Raw genomic sequence first — 15,521 nt, forward strand, 5'->3', positions numbered from 1 at the left:
CATACAAACGACAGGCATCATGGGGAGTTTGGTGATGGGAATGAAGAACGTCGCGGCGATCACGGTCGTCAGCCTGGCCCTGGCGGGCTGTGCAACCGCAGACAATGCCGACGAGATCGTCCTGACAGGCGCCAAGGCCGAGCGGTCGGCCGAAGTGCCGCCTCCGCCGCCTCCGCCTCCTCCCCCACCTCCTCCGCCGCCCCCACCCCCGTCGCCTTCGGCGCAGGCCTTCGCCGCCCCCAGCGCGATCATGGTCACCGGATCGCGGATTTCGCGCGAGGAGGCCGACGCGACCGCGCAGCCGCAGACCACCTCGCCCGATCTGCGCTACGTCCCCTCGATCGTCATTCCGACCGTGCCCGACCGGGAGCGGTACGATGGCAAGGACGTCTCCGAAGTCGCGGTGACGCTGGAACAGCCGGTCTCGACCTTCTCGGTCGATGTCGACACGGGCGCCTATTCCAACGCGCGCAGGATGCTGACCGACGGCCAGATGCCGCCCAAAGGCGCGGTGCGGACCGAGGAGTTCGTCAACTACTTCCGCTACGACTATCCGCGCCCCACCAGCGCGCAGGATGCGCCCTTCACGGTCAACATGGATGTCGCGCGCACGCCGTGGGATGCCGACACGCGGCTGGTCCGCATCGGTCTCGCCGGATACGAAGCACCCAAGGCGGAGCGGCCTGCCGCCAACCTCGTCTTCCTGCTCGACGTATCGGGTTCGATGTCGAGCGCGGACAAGCTGCCACTGGTGAAGACCGCGATGAAGACGCTGGTGGGTCAGCTGACGCCGAAGGATCGCGTTTCGATCGTGGTGTATGCGGGCGCGGCGGGCCTCGTGCTCGAACCGACCAGCGACTCGCGCGAGATCATGGCCGCGCTCGACCAATTGCAGGCAGGCGGCTCGACCGCCGGCGGCGCGGGGCTGGAACTGGCCTACAAGGTTGCCGAGGCAAGCAAGGTCGACGGGATCAACCGCGTGATCCTGGCCACCGACGGCGATTTCAACGTCGGCCTGTCGGACAACGACAAGCTGCTCGAATATGTCGAGGACAAGCGCAAGAACGGCATCGCGATGAGCGTGCTGGGCTTCGGGCGCGGCAATATCAACGAAGCGCTGATGGAGCAGATCGCCGACAAGGGTAACGGCAATTACGGCTACATCGACTCCGCGATCGAGGCGCGCAAGGTGCTCGGCGAACAGCTCGGCGCGACGCTCTACACCATCGCCAAGGATGTGAAGATCCAGGTCGAGTTCAACCCCGCAGTGATCAGCCAGTACCGCCTGATCGGGTACGAGAACCGCATCCTTCGCGAACAGGATTTCGATAACGACGCGGTCGATGCGGGCGATATCGGATCGGGCCATCAGGTCACCGCGATCTACGAGGTCGTGCCCGCGAATGCCGACGGCTGGATCGCCGAGCGCCGCTATCAGGACAAGATCCCGCAGGCGGCGAGCGACAAGGCAACCGAAGCCGCCTTCGTCAAATTGCGCTACAAGCAGCCGGACGGTGACACGTCGACGCTGATCACCGAGGCGCTGCCCGCACGGATGCTGGCCGCCGCGCCCGCCCCCTCGGGCGACTTTGCCTTCGCCACCTCGGTCGCCGCCTTCGCCCAGAAGCTGCGCGGCGACACGCTGCTGGACGACTATTCCTACGATGCGATCCGTGCCATGGCCGGGCCGCAGCGCGACTTCTACCGGCAGGAATTCCTCAAGCTGGTCGGCGTCGCCGAAGGGCTCGATCAGGAATAAGCCTGGCCCGCACGCTTGTCCTTTGGGGCAGGCACTGTCTATCGGGGTGGGGTGAGCAATCGCCCCATCCTGATCCTGATCGCCGGCGCGCTGCTTGTCTGTGCGCTGGCTTTGATCAGTGCCGCGCAGACCGGTCCGGCTTTTGTCGGTCGCCTGGCGGCCGCTACCGCTGCCCTGCCCGATCAGCAGGGCGCGGGCCGCAAGGTTTCGGTCCGCTTCACCACCGCGCGTGGCTGGCCGACCCGTCACCCGATGCTGACCCCCGCGCGCGATCTGACCGAGCTTGAGCGCGCGCGCATCGCACAGGCGATCGCCGCAATCCCGGGCGTTGGCGGGGTCCACTGGACCGACGGCACGATGCTCGCCTCGGGCGACATGGATATCGAATCGCTGCGCTGCGAGAGCGAGCTGCTCGGCGTGCTGGCCGAACGCACGATCCGGTTCGAGGAATCCTCCGCCGAATTCATCCCCGGCAGCGAGGAACTGCTCGACGAACTGGCCACCGCGATGCGCCCCTGCGTGGGCGCGATCGTCGCGATCTCGGGCCACACCGACACCTCCGGCTCACCCAAGGTCAACCTCGCGCTGTCGCAGGATCGCGCGCAGATGGTCCGCCGCGAACTGATCGAGCGCGGGATTCCGGGGCAGAACCTGATCGCCAACGGCTTCGGCTCCTCGCGCCCGGTCAAAGGCCTGAGCCCGGCGGACCCGGCCAACCGGAGGATCGAGTTCCGCGTGGTCTCGATGGAGACCAGCCGTCCGACCCCGATCGACACCCCGGCAGCACGGTAGGGAGCAGCGCGAAGAATGGCCATTTCCTTCGAACTCGTGCTGCTCGCGCTGGCCGCCTATGCCGTCGGCCTCGGGCTTGGCGCACTCGCCGCAGGTCTTTGGTCTTTGCGCAAGTGAGGCTTTCGCGTTAATGCGCGAGCAAGAATACGGCAAAAGACGCTAGAGAGGCTTAGCCCCACATGATTGAACTGATCGAGGCAAACTGGCTGCTGATCCTGCTGGCCGTGCTGGTCGGCTTCGTGGTCGCCTGGTTCCTGCTCTCGGGTTCGCGCAAGACCCGGATCACGCGCGAGGATACCGGCGAGGAACCGGGCGGCACGCGCCGTAACCAGGCGTTGATCGACGCGCCCCCCGCCGCAGCGAAGGACGCTGCACCGCCGCCCCAGCCGGAGCCGGAGCCGCAACCCGCCCCGTCTCCCGCACCGCCCCCGGTGCCCACCCCGCGGGCCGAACCCGCTGCCGCAGCAACCTCGCTCGGCGGCGCAGGCGCGGCCGTGAACACCGGCGTTGCGCAGGAAGAGGCGGCGCAGGCAGCGCCCGAGGGTGCAGACGACCTGACCCGCCTCAAGGGGGTCGGGCCCAAGCTTGCCACGCAGCTGAACACGCTGGGGGTCACCTCCTTCGCGCAGATCGCGAGTTGGAGCGAGGCGGATATCGACCGGATCGACGACCAGCTGGGCCGGTTCAAGGGCCGTATCCGGCGTGACAACTGGATCGAGCAGGCCAAGCTGCTCAGCGAAGGTGACACCGCCGCTTACGAGGCGCGCTTCGGCAAGCTCTGATTCTCCCCTCCCCCGGGCGCACCGGGGGCAAGTTTTCGCTTGCCATGCGGTGCGTTTTGGAACGATCATGGTTCAGGGTCGTTCTTTTACATTCCGATCGTGCCGTGGCGATCGCGATGGGAGAGTGTATGGACCAGCCTGTCATCCTGATCGCCGAAGACGAACCGATCGTCGGGCTGGACCTGTGCGACACGATTGCCGAGGCTGGCTACCTCGTCGAAGGCCCGCATGCCGATCTCAACTCGGCGATGCTCGCCTTTCAGAAGCGGCGGCCCGATCTCGCGATCCTCGACATTCGGCTGAACGACACGGTCGTCTATCCCTTCGCGGAAAAGCTGATCGCGGAGGATGTGCCGGTGATCTTCCATTCCGGCCACCTGCCGCTGGACGAGGTCGATGCGCGCTTCCCCGATGCGCCCGCGCTGTCCAAGCCTTGCCCGCCCGGCGAAATCCTCAGTCAGGTACATTCGACTTTGAATCCCTGCGATCAGGCCGCAGACGAGCCGATGATCGACGCCGCAACGCCGGACGCCCAGACCGTCTGATCGCGCCCCGGCGCAGGCAGGCGGGACGGCAGGGCTTGCCCGATGGGCCGTCCCTTTGCCATGGGCTGCTGCACATCTACTAGCGAGCCCCGATATGATCCCCTTCGACGCCACCGACCCCTTCCGCCTCGACGACCAGCTGACCGAGGACGAGCGGATGATCCGCGAGTCCGCGCACGCCTTCGCGCAGAGCGAGCTGCAGCCGCGCGTCATCGAGGCCTTCCGCGAAGAAACCAGCGCGCCCGAACTGTTCCCGCTAATGGGCAAGGCGGGCCTGCTGGGCGCGACCATTCCGGAGGAATATGGCGGCGCGGGCGCGGGCTATGTCGCCTACGGCCTGATCGCGCGGGAGATCGAGCGGGTCGATAGCGGCTACCGCTCGATGGCCAGCGTGCAGTCGAGCCTGGTGATGTATCCGATCCACGCCTTCGGCAGCGAAGAGCAGAAGAAGAAATACCTCCCCGGCCTCGCCAGCGGCGAGTTGATCGGCTGCTTCGGCCTGACCGAGCCCGATGCAGGCTCCGACCCGGCGGGGATGAAGACGGTCGCCAAGAAGGATGGCGACGACTACGTCATCTCGGGCAGCAAGACGTGGATTTCCAACTCGCCCTTCGCCGACGTGTTCGTCGTGTGGGCCAAGAGCGAGGAACACGGCGGTGCCATTCGCGGCTTTGTGCTCGAAAAGGGCATGGAAGGCCTCTCCGCCCCCAAGATCGAAGGCAAGATCTCGCTGCGCGCCAGCACCACGGGCATGATCATGATGGACGAGGTGCGCGTGCCCTCATCCGCCATGTTCCCCGAAGTGCAGGGCCTGAAAGGCCCGTTCAGCTGCCTCAACCGCGCACGCTACGGCATTTCGTGGGGCGCGATGGGTGCTGCCGAATTCTGCATGGATGCGGCGAAGCAATACGGGCTCGACCGGCAGCAGTTCGGCGTGCCGCTCGCCTCCAAGCAGCTCTACCAGCTCAAGCTCGCCGACATGCTGGCCGAGATTGCGCTCGGGCTTCAGGCGAGTTTGCGCGTCGGTCGCCTGATGGACGAGGGCAACTGGTCGCCAGACATGGTCTCGATCGTGAAGCGTAACAATGTCGGCAAGGCGCTGAACATCGCGCGCGTCTCTCGCGACATGCATGGCGGCAACGGCATCAGCGAGGAATATCAGGTGATCCGCCACATGGTGAACCTGGAAACGGTCAACACCTACGAGGGCACGCATGATGTCCACGCGCTGATCCTGGGCCGCGCCATCACGGGCATTCCGGCGTTCTGAAGACTGCCTGTCCTACATGCGCCAGCCGTGCGATGGGCGGGGAATGCAGCCCTCCCCGCCCGCACTGACCGAGACCGGCAAAGGTTCGGAACCGGAGGCCGGTTTTTCGTCTTAGGACTGTGTGTCAGGTGTGTCAGAGCCGCGAACCCAGCGGCCCGGCGCAGGAGAGGATGAGATGAAACTCTACGGCTACTTCCGCAGCTCCACGAGCTACCGCCTGCGGCTCGCCTTGCAATTGAAGGCCCTCGAATACGAGAATTGCCCGGTCAATCTGGTCGAGAGCCAGCAGAAGGACGAGGCGTTTGCCAGCCGCAACCCGTTTGCCACGGTCCCGATGCTGGCAGTCGATGGCAAGGACCGCGTGCAGTCGATGGCGATCATCGAATGGCTGGACGAGGCATACCCCGAAAACCCGCTGCTGCCCTCCGATATCGAGCAGCGCTATCTCGCGCGCGAACTCGCCTATGCCATTGCAACCGAGCTGCACGCCCCGCTCAACCTGCCCGTGCTCAAGTACCTGACGAGCGAATACGGGCAGGATCAGGACGGCGTGAACACCTGGTACCGCCACTGGCTCGCGCGCACATTGCAGCCGATCGAACGAAGGCTCGCGCAGCTGAACACCGGCGACTTCCTGTTTGATGCGCCCGGCTTCTTCGAAGTCGTGCTGTTGCCGCAAATCTACAACGCGCGCCGCTTCGGCTACGATTTCTCCGACGCGCCGCACACAACCCGGATCGAAGCCGCCTGCCTCGCATTGGATGAAGTGCAGCGGGCGCACCCCGACAACCAGAACGACACCCCCGAAGGAGAGACAGTCCAATGAAACTCGCGACGCTGAATAACGGAACGCGCGACGGCAAGCTGGTAGTCGTTTCGAAAGACATCACCCGCTACTGCGCGGCGGACAATATCGCGGCGACCATGCAGGACGCGCTCGACGACTGGGCCAATATCGCGCCCAAGCTTGAAGCGCTCTACCGCGATGTGAACAACGAAGCCGTTCCGTGCGAACGCTTCCACGAGCGTGAGGCGCATTCGCCGCTGCCGCGTGCGTACCAGTGGGCCGACGGCAGCGCGTACATCAATCACGTCGAACTGGTGCGAAAGGCGCGCGGCGCCGAGGTGCCCGAAAGCTTCTACCACGATCCGCTGATGTATCAGGGCGGCAGCGACGATTTCCTCCCCCCGCGCGCCGATATCCCGCTCAAGGACACGAGCTGGGGCTGCGACATGGAAGGCGAGATCGCCTGCATCACCGATGATGTGCCGATGGGCGTCTCTTCGGACGAAGCGGCGGATCACATCAAGCTGCTGATGCTGGTCAACGACGTAAGCCTTCGTGGCCTGATCCCGGGCGAACTTGCCAAGGGCTTCGGCTTCTTCCAGTCCAAACCCGCGACCGCGTTCAGCCCCGTCGCGATCACGCCCGACGAGCTGGGCGATGCGTGGAAGGGCGCGGTGATCCAGCTGCCGCTGATGGTCGACTATAACGGCGATCCCTTCGGCCGCGCCGATGTCGGCCAGGATGCGACCTTCAGCCTCGCCGATCTGGTCGCGCATGCGGCCATGACGCGCAATCTGGGCGCGGGCTGCATCATCGGATCGGGCACGATCTCCAATCAGGGGCCCGACGGCGACCCCGGCAAGCCGGTCAGCGAAGGCGGCAAGGGCTATTCGTGCATTGCCGAAATCCGCATGATCGAAACCATCGCCAGCGGCGAAGCCAAGACGCGCTTCATGCACCCTGGCGACACGGTGAAGATCTGGATGGAAGACGAAAAGGGCCATTCGATCTTCGGCGCGATCGAGCAGAAGGTCGTCGAAGCCTAGGAATTCATCCGCCTCCCGTTCCCGGTGAGCTTGTGGCGCACCGGGAACGTCCTCTCTCAGTCACCACAGGAGGCACGCACATGTTCTTCGACGATACCACCTACGACCTGATCGCCCGCGGTACGATCCTGACCGCGATCGGGATCGTCTATGTCATCGCGCTGACCCGGATCGTCGGCCTGCGCAGCTTTTCCAAGATGACGAATTTCGACTTCGTCATCACCGTCGCCAGCGGCACCGTGCTGGCCGGGATGGGCCGCGCGACCGACTGGCAGGGTTTTGCGCAGGCAGCTGTGGTGATGTTCGCGCTGTTCGCGGTGCAGTTGGTCATCGCGAAGGTCCGCAAGAAATCCGAGACCTTCGAGGAAACGATCCAGAACGATCCCGTGCTGCTGATGATCGACGGCCGCTTCTGTACCGAAGCGATGAGCAAGACCCGCGTGTCGCGATCCGACATCATCGCCAAGCTGCGCGAATCGAACACCATGAGTTTCGACGAGGTGCGCGCGGTTGTGCTGGAGACCACCGGCGATATCTCGGTGATGCACGGGCCGAACCTCGACCCAGCAATCCTCGAAGGCGTGGACGACGTGCGCGATCCCTCGCCCGAACTTCAGAAGCCGTAGCGCAGCCCGGCCCAGACGGTACGCGGCGCGCCTAGGTCCAGATCGCCGCCATCGTTGCGGGTGACGATCGTCTCGTCGAACAGGTTCTCGGCCCGCAGCACGAGATCGAGCTGTCCTACAAGCGGCACCTGCGCGTATGCCCCCAGCGTGGTGAAGGCGGGCAGGACATCGGTTTCAAGGTCATCCTCGAACTGATCGCCGACATGGCGCAGCGAGAGCGCGATCCGGGTCCGATCCGACGGAGCGTAGGCGATGCTCGCCGCCGCCATCCAGCGCGGGCTTTGCGGCGGGCGGTTGCCGTCGAGCGCAAGCGACGCCCCCTCGCCCTCGACGCGCGGGTCGGAGTAGCTCACGCTGCCGTCGAAGCGGATCGGCCCCCGCGCCACACGCAGTCCGGCTTCGACCCCGCGCGTCTCGATCTTGGGCAGGTTGCGGCGCTGGCGCAGGTTAGGCGCGATGGTGACGTTGGCGATCGCGTTCTCCAGCCGGTTGTCGAAAGCGGTCAGCGATAGCGCGACCCCTTGGAGCGGTCGCCAGTCGAGCCCCAGCTCGACCCCGCGCAGCTGCTCGTTAGCGAGGTCCGCATTGGCCTGCGTCACAACAGGGAACACCACGAAGGGGCGGTACAGCTCGTTCAGGGTCGGCAACCGGAGCCCGCTATAGGCCGCTGCGCGCAGGTCGAGCGAAGGCGTCGCCCGCAGCAGCGCGCCGCCACGCCAGCTCAGCGTCCAGTCGCGGCGGTCGGCGAAGGCGGTGTCGGTCACCACCGCATCGGCCGCGTTGCTCTCGCGGTAGAAGCCGTCGGCGATCACCGTCCGATCGGCACGCAGCCCGCCGGTCAGGACCAGCTGTCCTACTTCCCAGTCGTCCTCTACGAAGATCCCGAGATCGCTGGTGACCCCGCCTGCACGCCGCCGCGCAGTGACCTGCCCGGTAAACGCACTGATCGGGGTCTCCTGCAATTCTCCCGACGCCCGGCGATAGTCGATCCCGACGCGCAAAGTATGCGCATCGCCAACGGGCGGGCGGACCTCGATCTTGCCGCCCAGCCCGGTCGAGGGCGTGTTGCGCTGGTCGAGCACCGGCACGAACCGGCTCGAACTGACGATCAGGTTGGAGAAATTGCGTGTCTGTACATAGCCCAGCGCATCGACCTGCCAGCGCCCGCGCCCGACCAGGCGGACCGAATAATCCTGCCCGCTCGCCGAACTGTCCGCCCCGGCGAAGCGCAGCGTGCGTGCATCGTCGAACGCCAGCACCCGCGCCTGCAGTTCCAGATCGCTCGCCAGCGGCACCACCGCCCGCAGCTGGCCCGAGAGGCTGTCGAACCGCGCGGGCACGCTGGCAGCGACGCGCTGGTCTTCGGGGGCCGTATAGAACCCCGGCCCGCGATCCCAACGGACCGCGCCGGTCGCGTAGCCTGCGCCAAGCGCCTGGGAAAACGAACCCGCCGCCTCGGTCCCACCGCGATCGTTCACCAGCACGCTCGCCCCCAGCGGGGCCTGCATCTCGGGCGACAAGCTCTCGATCGCGATCCTCCCCGCCAAGGCACCTGCGCCGAATGGGCCGGAGCCACCGCCGCGCGTCACTGCGATCCGCCCGACCTGTTCGGGCAGCAGCGCAGCGAAGGGGACGTAGCCGAAGAACGGGTCCGCCATCGGCACCCCGTCGAGCGTCACCAGCGCGCGACTGGTCGCGTTGCCGCCCAGCGCGCGCAAGGTCACGCCCTGCGCGGTCGGGTTGGAGGATCGGCTGTCCGAGCGGCGGAATTGCTGGAAGCCTGCGACGCCTGCCAGCGCCTCCTCGATCCGGCCCGACGGAGTGCCCAGCACCTCCTCCCGGGTGATCTCGACCGTGCCATATGCAGGCGCCGCGGGAGTTTCCTCCAGCCCGCGCCCGGTGACCACGATCACCGTGTCCTGCGCGCCATCGGTCGCCTCTTGCGCCAGTGCGGGCGTGGCGAGGCCAGCGGTGGCCAGAAGAGCGAAGCGGAGCGGGTTCCAAGGCATGTTCAACGCCCTAGCCACGATGCGCAGCGGCGTCAGCCACCCTCTCGCCATCGGGCGGATCATGCGATAGGTTGCGAACAAAGACGGAGAGTGATGGGCGATGGATAGCAGTGACACCGATTTCGACGTGCTGATCGTCGGCGCGGGTATTTCCGGCATCGGGATGGCCGCGCATCTGGAGATGGAGTGCCCGGACAAGCGCTACGCGATCCTCGAGAGGCGCGAGCGGCTGGGCGGCACTTGGGATCTGTTCCGCTACCCCGGCGTGCGCTCGGACAGCGACATGCACACGCTCGGCTTCATCTTCGAACCGTGGAAGCACGAGAAGAGCATCGCCGATGCCTCCTCGATCCTCGAATACCTCAACCGCATCGTCGACGAGCGCGGAATTCGGGAGAATATCCGCTTCGAAATGATGGTCGAGAGCGCCGATTTCGACTCATCGACCGCACGCTGGATCGTCACCGTCGTCACCGCCGAAGGCGAGCGCAAGCGGCTGACCGCGAACTGGCTGTATCTCGGCTCGGGCTATTACGATTACGACGAGCCCTACGACCCCGGCTTCGAACTGGGCGAATTCGAGGGTGAGGTGGTCCACCCGCAGTTCTGGCCCGAAGACCTGTCTTACGAGGGCAAGCACGTGGTGGTGATCGGATCGGGCGCGACCGCTGTGACGATCGTGCCTGCAATGGCGAGCAAGGCGGCCAAGGTCACCATGCTCCAGCGCACGCCCACCTGGATGTTCAGCCGTCCCGCGCGCGACGGGCTGGCCAATTTCCTGCGCAAGATCCTGCCACAGGAGACCGCGTACAAGATCACCCGCTGGAAAAACGTGGTCATGCAGGACATCGGCTTCAAGCGCGCGCAGAGCCAGCCGGAGAAGGTCAAGGAATTCCTGACCAAGAAGATGCAGGGCCATCTCGGCGACAAGTACGACCCGGCCGCCTTCACCCCGCCCTACGACCCGTGGGACCAGCGGCTGTGCCTGGTGCCCGATGCCGACCTGTTCGAGGCGATCAAGAGCGGCAAGGCCGAGGTCGTGACGGGCAGGATCGCCCGCTTCGCCAAGGACGCGGTGGTGCTGGAGGACGGGCAGGAAATCCGCGCGGACATCATCGTCACCGCGACCGGCCTCAAGCTCGCGGTGGCGGGCAAGATCGCGATCTCGGTTGACGGAGAGGCGGTCGATTTCTCGCAGCGCTATTACTACAAGGGGTGCATGTTCTCGAACCTGCCCAACCTCGCGGTGGTGTTCGGCTATCTCAACGCCAGCTGGACTTTGCGTGCGGACCTCAACGCGGCCTATGTGTGCGATGTGCTGAACATGATGGACGCCAAGGGCATGGACATCGCGGTGCCCGCTCTCTCGGCGGCAGACGAGGCCGCGCTGGAGGAGGACGACATCTTCGATTTCTCGTCCGGCTACATCCAGCGCTCAAAGGCGATCATGCCGAAGAACGCGGTCGGCTTCCCGTGGCGGCTCAACCAGGACTACCGGGTCGACCGCAAGCAGATGAAGAGCGATCCGGTCGACGATGGTATCCTGCACTTCCGCGCGCTGCCCCACGCCCCGGCGAGCGACGCCGCACCCGCCCGGACGACCACCGCCGGCAGCACCAGCTGAGAGCATTATGAGCGAACGTATCTGGACCGCAGGGCTGGTCGTCATCGGCGACGAGATCCTCTCCGGCCGCACCCACGACAAGAACATCGCGCAGGTCGCCGCATGGCTGCAGGTGCAGGGCATCCGCCTGGCCGAGGTGCGCGTGGTGCCCGACGTGCAAGACCGGATCGTAGAGGCGGTGAACGCGCTGCGCAGCGCCAACGACTACCTCTTCACCACCGGCGGGATCGGGCCGACCCATGACGACATCACGGTGGACGCAGTTGCCGCCGCCTTGGGGCGCGAGGTGGTGATCCACCCCGAAGCGCGGGCGATCCTCGAACGCTATTACACGGACAAGCCGGGCGGCCTGACCGAAGACCGGCTGCGCATGGCCCGGGTGCCCGAAGGGGCCGAACTGATTCCCAACCGCATGTCCGGCGCGCCCGGGATCAGAATCGGCAGCGTATTCCTGATGGCCGGCGTGCCGCACATCACCGCAGGCATGCTCGACGCGTTGACCGGCACGCTTGAAGGCGGTGCCCCGCTGCTCAGCGAAACGATGGGCTGCTGGACCGCCGAGAGCGAGGTTGCGGGCCTGCTGCGCAAGATCGAAAAGGCGCACGAGGATTGCCAGATCGGCAGCTACCCGTTCTTCCGCGAAGGCAAGGTCGGCGCGAACTTCGTCATCCGGTCGACCGATGCGCAAGCGCTGGCGGCTTGCGCAAAGGACCTGCGCGACAGCCTGAGCGAGGCAGGCCACGCGCCGGTCGCGGGCGGGATTTGACGCCGCAAGGGAGACGCGAACCGCGTCTTAACCGAAACGTGGCTAACCTGCGCATGCCATGACCAGCGTCTACCTCACCATCGACACCGAGTATTCGGCCGCCCTGCCGCATCGGCCATGCCGGGTCGATCGGGCGGAGAACTTCGCGCGATCGATCGCATGCATCACCCCCGATGGGCCTGCCGGGATCACCCACAAGCTGGAGTTGCTGGAGCAATACGGCCAGCGCGCGGTGTTCTTCGTCGATCCGATGCCTGCGCTGATCTGGGGCGTTGGCGCGATCGAGGATGTGGTCGCACCGATCCTCGCCGCAGGGCAGGAGGTGCAACTGCATTGCCACACCGAGTGGCTTGGGCTGGCCCCGGCGGACGGACCATTCGACGGACTGGCCGGACGCAATATCAAGGACTTCGCGTTCGAGGAGCAATGTCGCATTCTAGAATGGGCGCGCGACACGCTGGTGGCGGCAGGGGCTCCGGTGCCAGTCGCCTTCCGCGCGGGCAATTATGGTGCGAACCGCGATACCCTGCGCGCGCTCAACGAGATCGGATTGCACTACGACAGCAGCCATACCCCTGGCATCTCCGATGGTGACAGCGCACTCGACCTGCGCGCAACCGACACCCAGCCGCTGTTATACGAGGGCATTGTCGAAGTGCCGGTGTCCTGCGTCGGCGATATCGGCGGCGGTGTTCGGCATGCGCAGATCACCGCGCTTTCGCTGAAGGAGATGGAGGCAGCTCTGCTCCATGCCCGCGACGGGCGGATGACCTGCTTCACCATCGTCTCGCACAGTTTCGAGCTGATCAATCGCCGCAGCCTCGCGGTGAACAAGGTCGTGCGCAATCGCTTCGAGGGGTTGTGCCGCTTCCTTGCAGAGACCGATGGTCTGTGGACCGCAGACTTTACCCAGTCGCCCCCGGTCAGGGTCTTCCGGCGCTCGGAGATGCCCCGCCCGGTCCCGGCCAGCGCGTGGACGGTGGGCCTGCGCTATGCCGAACAGGCGGTTTCGAACACGCTCTACGGCGCGCAGTAATGGCCGCCGAGCCGGTCCAGATCGCCTTCACGCTGGGCGCGCGGCGGCTGTTCTCGGCCAGGCGCATGCTCACGCCGCTGGCCTTTTCACTCGAAGACGCGCTGGTAGGGCGCACGCCTGACCGCGCAAACGCGACTGCCGACGGAGTACGTGTCCTGTCCGCGCCGGTGGCCATGGCAGACACAATCGCGGCGCGCTTTCCCGGTCATATCGTGGGCGCACGCGAGGATTTCCGCCGCCACTACATCGCGATGGACGGCAGTTTCGACGATTACCTCACCCGCTTTTCGAGCAAGACGCGCAGCACGCTGCGGCGCAAGTCGCGCAAGTTCGCGCAGGCTGATGGCGGCACGCTCGATGTGCGCAGCTATTGCACGCCGGAGGAGGTCGCGCGTTTTCTCGATCTGGCTCTGCCGCTGTCGGAAAAGACCTATCAGGCGCGGTTGCTCGATGCCGGGCTGCCCGATAGCGAGCAGGCGCGGGCCACGATGCTGGCCGATGCTGCGGCTGACCGGATGCGGTGTTTCCTGCTGTTTCTGCATGGCGAGCCCGTCGCGTACCTGTCGCTGCCGGTGCGCGGGGACACGCTGGTCTATGCCCATCTCGGCTATGATCCCGCGCATGCAGGGCTGTCCGCCGGGACGGTGCTGCAGATGGAGGCACTGCGGATGCTGTTCGAGGAAGAGCGCTTCCGTTTCTTCGATTTCACCGAAGGGGAAGGCGCGCACAAGGCGCTGTTCGGCACACACGCCATTGCCTGCTGTTCCTTCGTGCTGCTGCGACCGACCGTCGCCAACCGCCTGCTGCTGGGTGCGCGTGCCGGTTTCGATGCGGGCGTGGCCCGGGGCAAGGTGCTGGTGCAGGGCAATCGCTCGCTGGCTTCGGCGCGCAGGCTGCTCAAGGCATAGCAAAAGGCCGGAGCGTTTCCGCCCCGGCCTCCTGAAATTTCCAGTGAAGTAAAAGGCTTACGCGCCTTCGACTTCGCTCAGGTCGATCTTCAGACCCGGGCCCATCGAGGAGGTCAGGGTGACCTTCTTGAGGTACTTGCCCTTCGCGCCCGAAGGCTTCGCCTTGACGATCGCGTCGGTGAAAGCCTTGAAGTTGGTCTTCAGCTCTTCGTCCTTGAACGACAGCTTGCCGAGGCCGGAGTGGATGATGCCCTGCTTTTCCACGCGGAATTCGACCTGGCCGCCCTTGGCGTCCTTCACGGCCTGTTCCACGTTCGGGGTCACGGTGCCCAGCTTCGGGTTCGGCATCAGGCCCTTGGGGCCCAGCACCTTACCGAGGCGACCGACGACACCCATCATGTCCGGCGTTGCGATCACGCGGTCGTAATCGAGGTTGCCGGCCTGCATGTCTTCCATCAGGTCTTCGGCGCCGACCTTGTCGGCGCCAGCAGCCAGCGCCTTGTCGGCGTTGTCGCCCTTGGCGAACACGGCGACGCGCACGGTCTTGCCGGTGCCCGAGGGGAGCGAAACCATGCCGCGGACCATCTGGTCTGCGTGGCGCGGATCGACGCCGAGGTTCATCGCGACTTCGACGGTCTCGTCGAACTTCGCCTTGTGCTCGCGCAGCGTCGAAAGCGCTTCGTCAAAGGTGTACAGCTTTTCGGCGTCCAGCTTCTCGGCCAGCGTCTTCTGCTTCTTGCTCAAAGTAGCCATCGGTTAGCCCTCCACCACTTCGATGCCCATCGAACGGGCGGAACCGGCGATGATCTTGACCGCCTGGTCAATGTCGTTCGCGTTGAGATCCTTCATCTTGGTCTCGGCGATCTCGGCCAGCTGGCTGGTCTTGATCGAGCCGATGATGTTCTTGCCCGGCTCCTTGGAGCCCGACTTGATCTTCATCGCCTTCTTGATGAGGAAGCTGGCGGGCGGCGACTTCGTGACGAAGGTGAAGCTGCGATCCGCATAGACCGTGATCTTGGTCGGGATCGGAGCACCCTTTTCAAGGTCCTGCGTCGCGGCGTTGAACGCCTTGCAGAATTCCATGATGTTCACGCCGCGCTGACCCAGCGCAGGGCCGATCGGCGGCGAGGGGTTGGCGGTGCCGGCGGGCACCTGAAGGTTGATGTAACCTTCGATCTTCTTGGCCATGAGAGGCCTCCTTTTCTCACTGTCGCGTAGCGATTTCGCACCACGCTCATGGTAAGCGGTGAGCGGCGATCCAGGGATCGCCTCCCGCATGGGGTTTTCCAAAGCTGTGCTCGGGAAGCGGCGCAGATAGCGATTTTGCCGCGAAATGCAAGCGATTCGCCGCCTGGCAAGCCATTGCTCCGAGGCGTTAGCAGCCCGGTTCAGGCAAGGGCTTCTGCCCCGGCGACAGGGTGACACGTGTCACCCATGTGTCACCCTGGACCGACCTTGGACCGATCCGCTCCAAGGCCCTGACAATCAAACCTTTGCCCAAGCCGCCCTTCACCCTGGGGTGACACATCGACACCGTTGCAGGCTTCTTTTTCCGAACCGCGATCGTCCCT

At 65.5% G+C, this 15,521-nt stretch carries 15 protein-coding genes; 12 read left to right on the top strand and 3 right to left on the bottom strand.

Annotated features, from left to right (window positions below):
- Nucleotides 1-34: 34 nt before the first annotated feature.
- The 8 genes from K7H93_RS04490 (at nucleotide 35) to K7H93_RS04525 (ending at nucleotide 7,607) form a co-directional block, all read left to right on the top strand.
- A complete protein-coding gene (locus tag K7H93_RS04490; protein WP_338080280.1) occupies nucleotides 35-1,759 on the top strand; it encodes a vWA domain-containing protein in 1,725 nt (574 codons plus the stop codon).
- Between the two features lie 51 nt (nucleotides 1,760-1,810).
- A complete protein-coding gene (locus K7H93_RS04495; RefSeq protein ID WP_230782671.1) occupies nucleotides 1,811-2,551 on the top strand; it encodes an OmpA family protein in 741 nt (246 codons plus the stop codon).
- Nucleotides 2,552-2,730: 179 nt separating this feature from the next.
- Nucleotides 2,731-3,333, top strand: coding sequence for a hypothetical protein (locus K7H93_RS04500; RefSeq protein WP_230782672.1), 603 nt, complete (start codon nucleotides 2,731-2,733; stop codon nucleotides 3,331-3,333).
- Nucleotides 3,334-3,461: 128 nt separating this feature from the next.
- Nucleotides 3,462-3,878: a response regulator gene (locus K7H93_RS04505; protein WP_054523588.1), complete on the top strand. Its 417-nt coding sequence runs from the start codon at nucleotides 3,462-3,464 to the stop codon at nucleotides 3,876-3,878.
- Between the two features lie 94 nt (nucleotides 3,879-3,972).
- A complete protein-coding gene (locus K7H93_RS04510) occupies nucleotides 3,973-5,148 on the top strand; it encodes an acyl-CoA dehydrogenase (RefSeq protein WP_230782673.1) in 1,176 nt (391 codons plus the stop codon).
- Between the two features lie 175 nt (nucleotides 5,149-5,323).
- Entirely contained in the window at nucleotides 5,324-5,974 is a 651-nt protein-coding gene (maiA, locus tag K7H93_RS04515) for a maleylacetoacetate isomerase (protein ID WP_230782674.1), read from the top strand.
- Nucleotides 5,971-6,981, top strand: a complete 1,011-nt coding sequence (locus K7H93_RS04520; protein ID WP_230782675.1) for a fumarylacetoacetate hydrolase family protein — start codon at nucleotides 5,971-5,973, stop codon at nucleotides 6,979-6,981. The genes maiA and K7H93_RS04520 overlap by 4 nt, the downstream gene beginning before the upstream one ends.
- Before the next feature lie 80 nt (nucleotides 6,982-7,061).
- On the top strand, nucleotides 7,062-7,607 hold the full coding sequence (locus tag K7H93_RS04525) for a DUF421 domain-containing protein (RefSeq protein WP_230782676.1): 546 nt from the start codon (nucleotides 7,062-7,064) through the stop codon (nucleotides 7,605-7,607).
- On the opposite strand, the gene K7H93_RS04530 is transcribed toward K7H93_RS04525, so the two are convergent.
- Nucleotides 7,595-9,679 (bottom strand): TonB-dependent receptor, encoded by a 2,085-nt coding sequence (locus K7H93_RS04530; RefSeq protein WP_230782677.1) that lies wholly within the window; start codon nucleotides 9,677-9,679, stop codon nucleotides 7,595-7,597. The genes K7H93_RS04525 and K7H93_RS04530 overlap by 13 nt on opposite strands.
- A 37-nt stretch (nucleotides 9,680-9,716) precedes the next feature.
- On the opposite strand from K7H93_RS04530, the gene K7H93_RS04535 reads away from it, so the two are divergent.
- Genes K7H93_RS04535 through K7H93_RS04550 form a run of 4 tightly spaced genes read left to right on the top strand, consistent with a single transcriptional unit; the run spans nucleotide 9,717 to nucleotide 13,950 of the window.
- Nucleotides 9,717-11,240 (top strand): flavin-containing monooxygenase, encoded by a 1,524-nt coding sequence (locus K7H93_RS04535; RefSeq protein ID WP_230782678.1) that lies wholly within the window; start codon nucleotides 9,717-9,719, stop codon nucleotides 11,238-11,240.
- A 7-nt stretch (nucleotides 11,241-11,247) separates the two neighbouring features.
- Nucleotides 11,248-12,006, top strand: coding sequence for a competence/damage-inducible protein A (locus K7H93_RS04540; protein ID WP_010234094.1), 759 nt, complete (start codon nucleotides 11,248-11,250; stop codon nucleotides 12,004-12,006).
- Between the two features lie 58 nt (nucleotides 12,007-12,064).
- On the top strand, nucleotides 12,065-13,042 hold the full coding sequence (locus K7H93_RS04545) for a polysaccharide deacetylase family protein (RefSeq protein WP_230782679.1): 978 nt from the start codon (nucleotides 12,065-12,067) through the stop codon (nucleotides 13,040-13,042).
- On the top strand, nucleotides 13,042-13,950 hold the full coding sequence (locus K7H93_RS04550) for a GNAT family N-acetyltransferase (protein ID WP_230782680.1): 909 nt from the start codon (nucleotides 13,042-13,044) through the stop codon (nucleotides 13,948-13,950). Before K7H93_RS04545 ends, K7H93_RS04550 begins: the two co-directional genes overlap by 1 nt.
- Before the next feature lie 57 nt (nucleotides 13,951-14,007).
- On the opposite strand, the gene rplA is transcribed toward K7H93_RS04550, so the two are convergent.
- A complete protein-coding gene (rplA, locus tag K7H93_RS04555) occupies nucleotides 14,008-14,703 on the bottom strand; it encodes a 50S ribosomal protein L1 (protein ID WP_010234088.1) in 696 nt (231 codons plus the stop codon).
- A gap of 3 nt (nucleotides 14,704-14,706) precedes the next feature.
- Nucleotides 14,707-15,138, bottom strand: a complete 432-nt coding sequence (gene rplK / locus K7H93_RS04560; RefSeq protein WP_010234086.1) for a 50S ribosomal protein L11 — start codon at nucleotides 15,136-15,138, stop codon at nucleotides 14,707-14,709.
- Nucleotides 15,139-15,521: the final 383 nt, after the last annotated feature.

It is taken from the genome of Citromicrobium bathyomarinum (assembly GCF_021021475.1).
In the GTDB taxonomy this organism is placed as follows: domain Bacteria; phylum Pseudomonadota; class Alphaproteobacteria; order Sphingomonadales; family Sphingomonadaceae; genus Alteriqipengyuania; species Alteriqipengyuania bathyomarina.

What these genes read in the sequence shown, in the direction of transcription:
- K7H93_RS04520 (WP_230782675.1), top strand. Translation starts at nt 5,971, where the DNA reads ATGAAACTCGCGACGCTGAATAACGGAACGCGCGACGGCAAGCTGGTA.
- K7H93_RS04535 (WP_230782678.1), top strand. Translation starts at nt 9,717, where the DNA reads ATGGATAGCAGTGACACCGATTTCGACGTGCTGATCGTCGGCGCGGGT.
- rplK (WP_010234086.1), bottom strand. Translation starts at nt 15,138, where the DNA reads ATGGCCAAGAAGATCGAAGGTTACATCAACCTTCAGGTGCCCGCCGGC.
- K7H93_RS04530 (WP_230782677.1), bottom strand. Translation starts at nt 9,679, where the DNA reads ATGATCCGCCCGATGGCGAGAGGGTGGCTGACGCCGCTGCGCATCGTG.
- K7H93_RS04500 (WP_230782672.1), top strand. Translation starts at nt 2,731, where the DNA reads ATGATTGAACTGATCGAGGCAAACTGGCTGCTGATCCTGCTGGCCGTG.
- rplA (WP_010234088.1), bottom strand. Translation starts at nt 14,703, where the DNA reads ATGGCTACTTTGAGCAAGAAGCAGAAGACGCTGGCCGAGAAGCTGGAC.
- maiA (WP_230782674.1), top strand. Translation starts at nt 5,324, where the DNA reads ATGAAACTCTACGGCTACTTCCGCAGCTCCACGAGCTACCGCCTGCGG.
- K7H93_RS04545 (WP_230782679.1), top strand. Translation starts at nt 12,065, where the DNA reads ATGACCAGCGTCTACCTCACCATCGACACCGAGTATTCGGCCGCCCTG.
- K7H93_RS04490 (WP_338080280.1), top strand. Translation starts at nt 35, where the DNA reads ATGGGAATGAAGAACGTCGCGGCGATCACGGTCGTCAGCCTGGCCCTG.
- K7H93_RS04525 (WP_230782676.1), top strand. Translation starts at nt 7,062, where the DNA reads ATGTTCTTCGACGATACCACCTACGACCTGATCGCCCGCGGTACGATC.
- K7H93_RS04505 (WP_054523588.1), top strand. Translation starts at nt 3,462, where the DNA reads ATGGACCAGCCTGTCATCCTGATCGCCGAAGACGAACCGATCGTCGGG.
- K7H93_RS04510 (WP_230782673.1), top strand. Translation starts at nt 3,973, where the DNA reads ATGATCCCCTTCGACGCCACCGACCCCTTCCGCCTCGACGACCAGCTG.
- K7H93_RS04540 (WP_010234094.1), top strand. Translation starts at nt 11,248, where the DNA reads ATGAGCGAACGTATCTGGACCGCAGGGCTGGTCGTCATCGGCGACGAG.
- K7H93_RS04550 (WP_230782680.1), top strand. Translation starts at nt 13,042, where the DNA reads ATGGCCGCCGAGCCGGTCCAGATCGCCTTCACGCTGGGCGCGCGGCGG.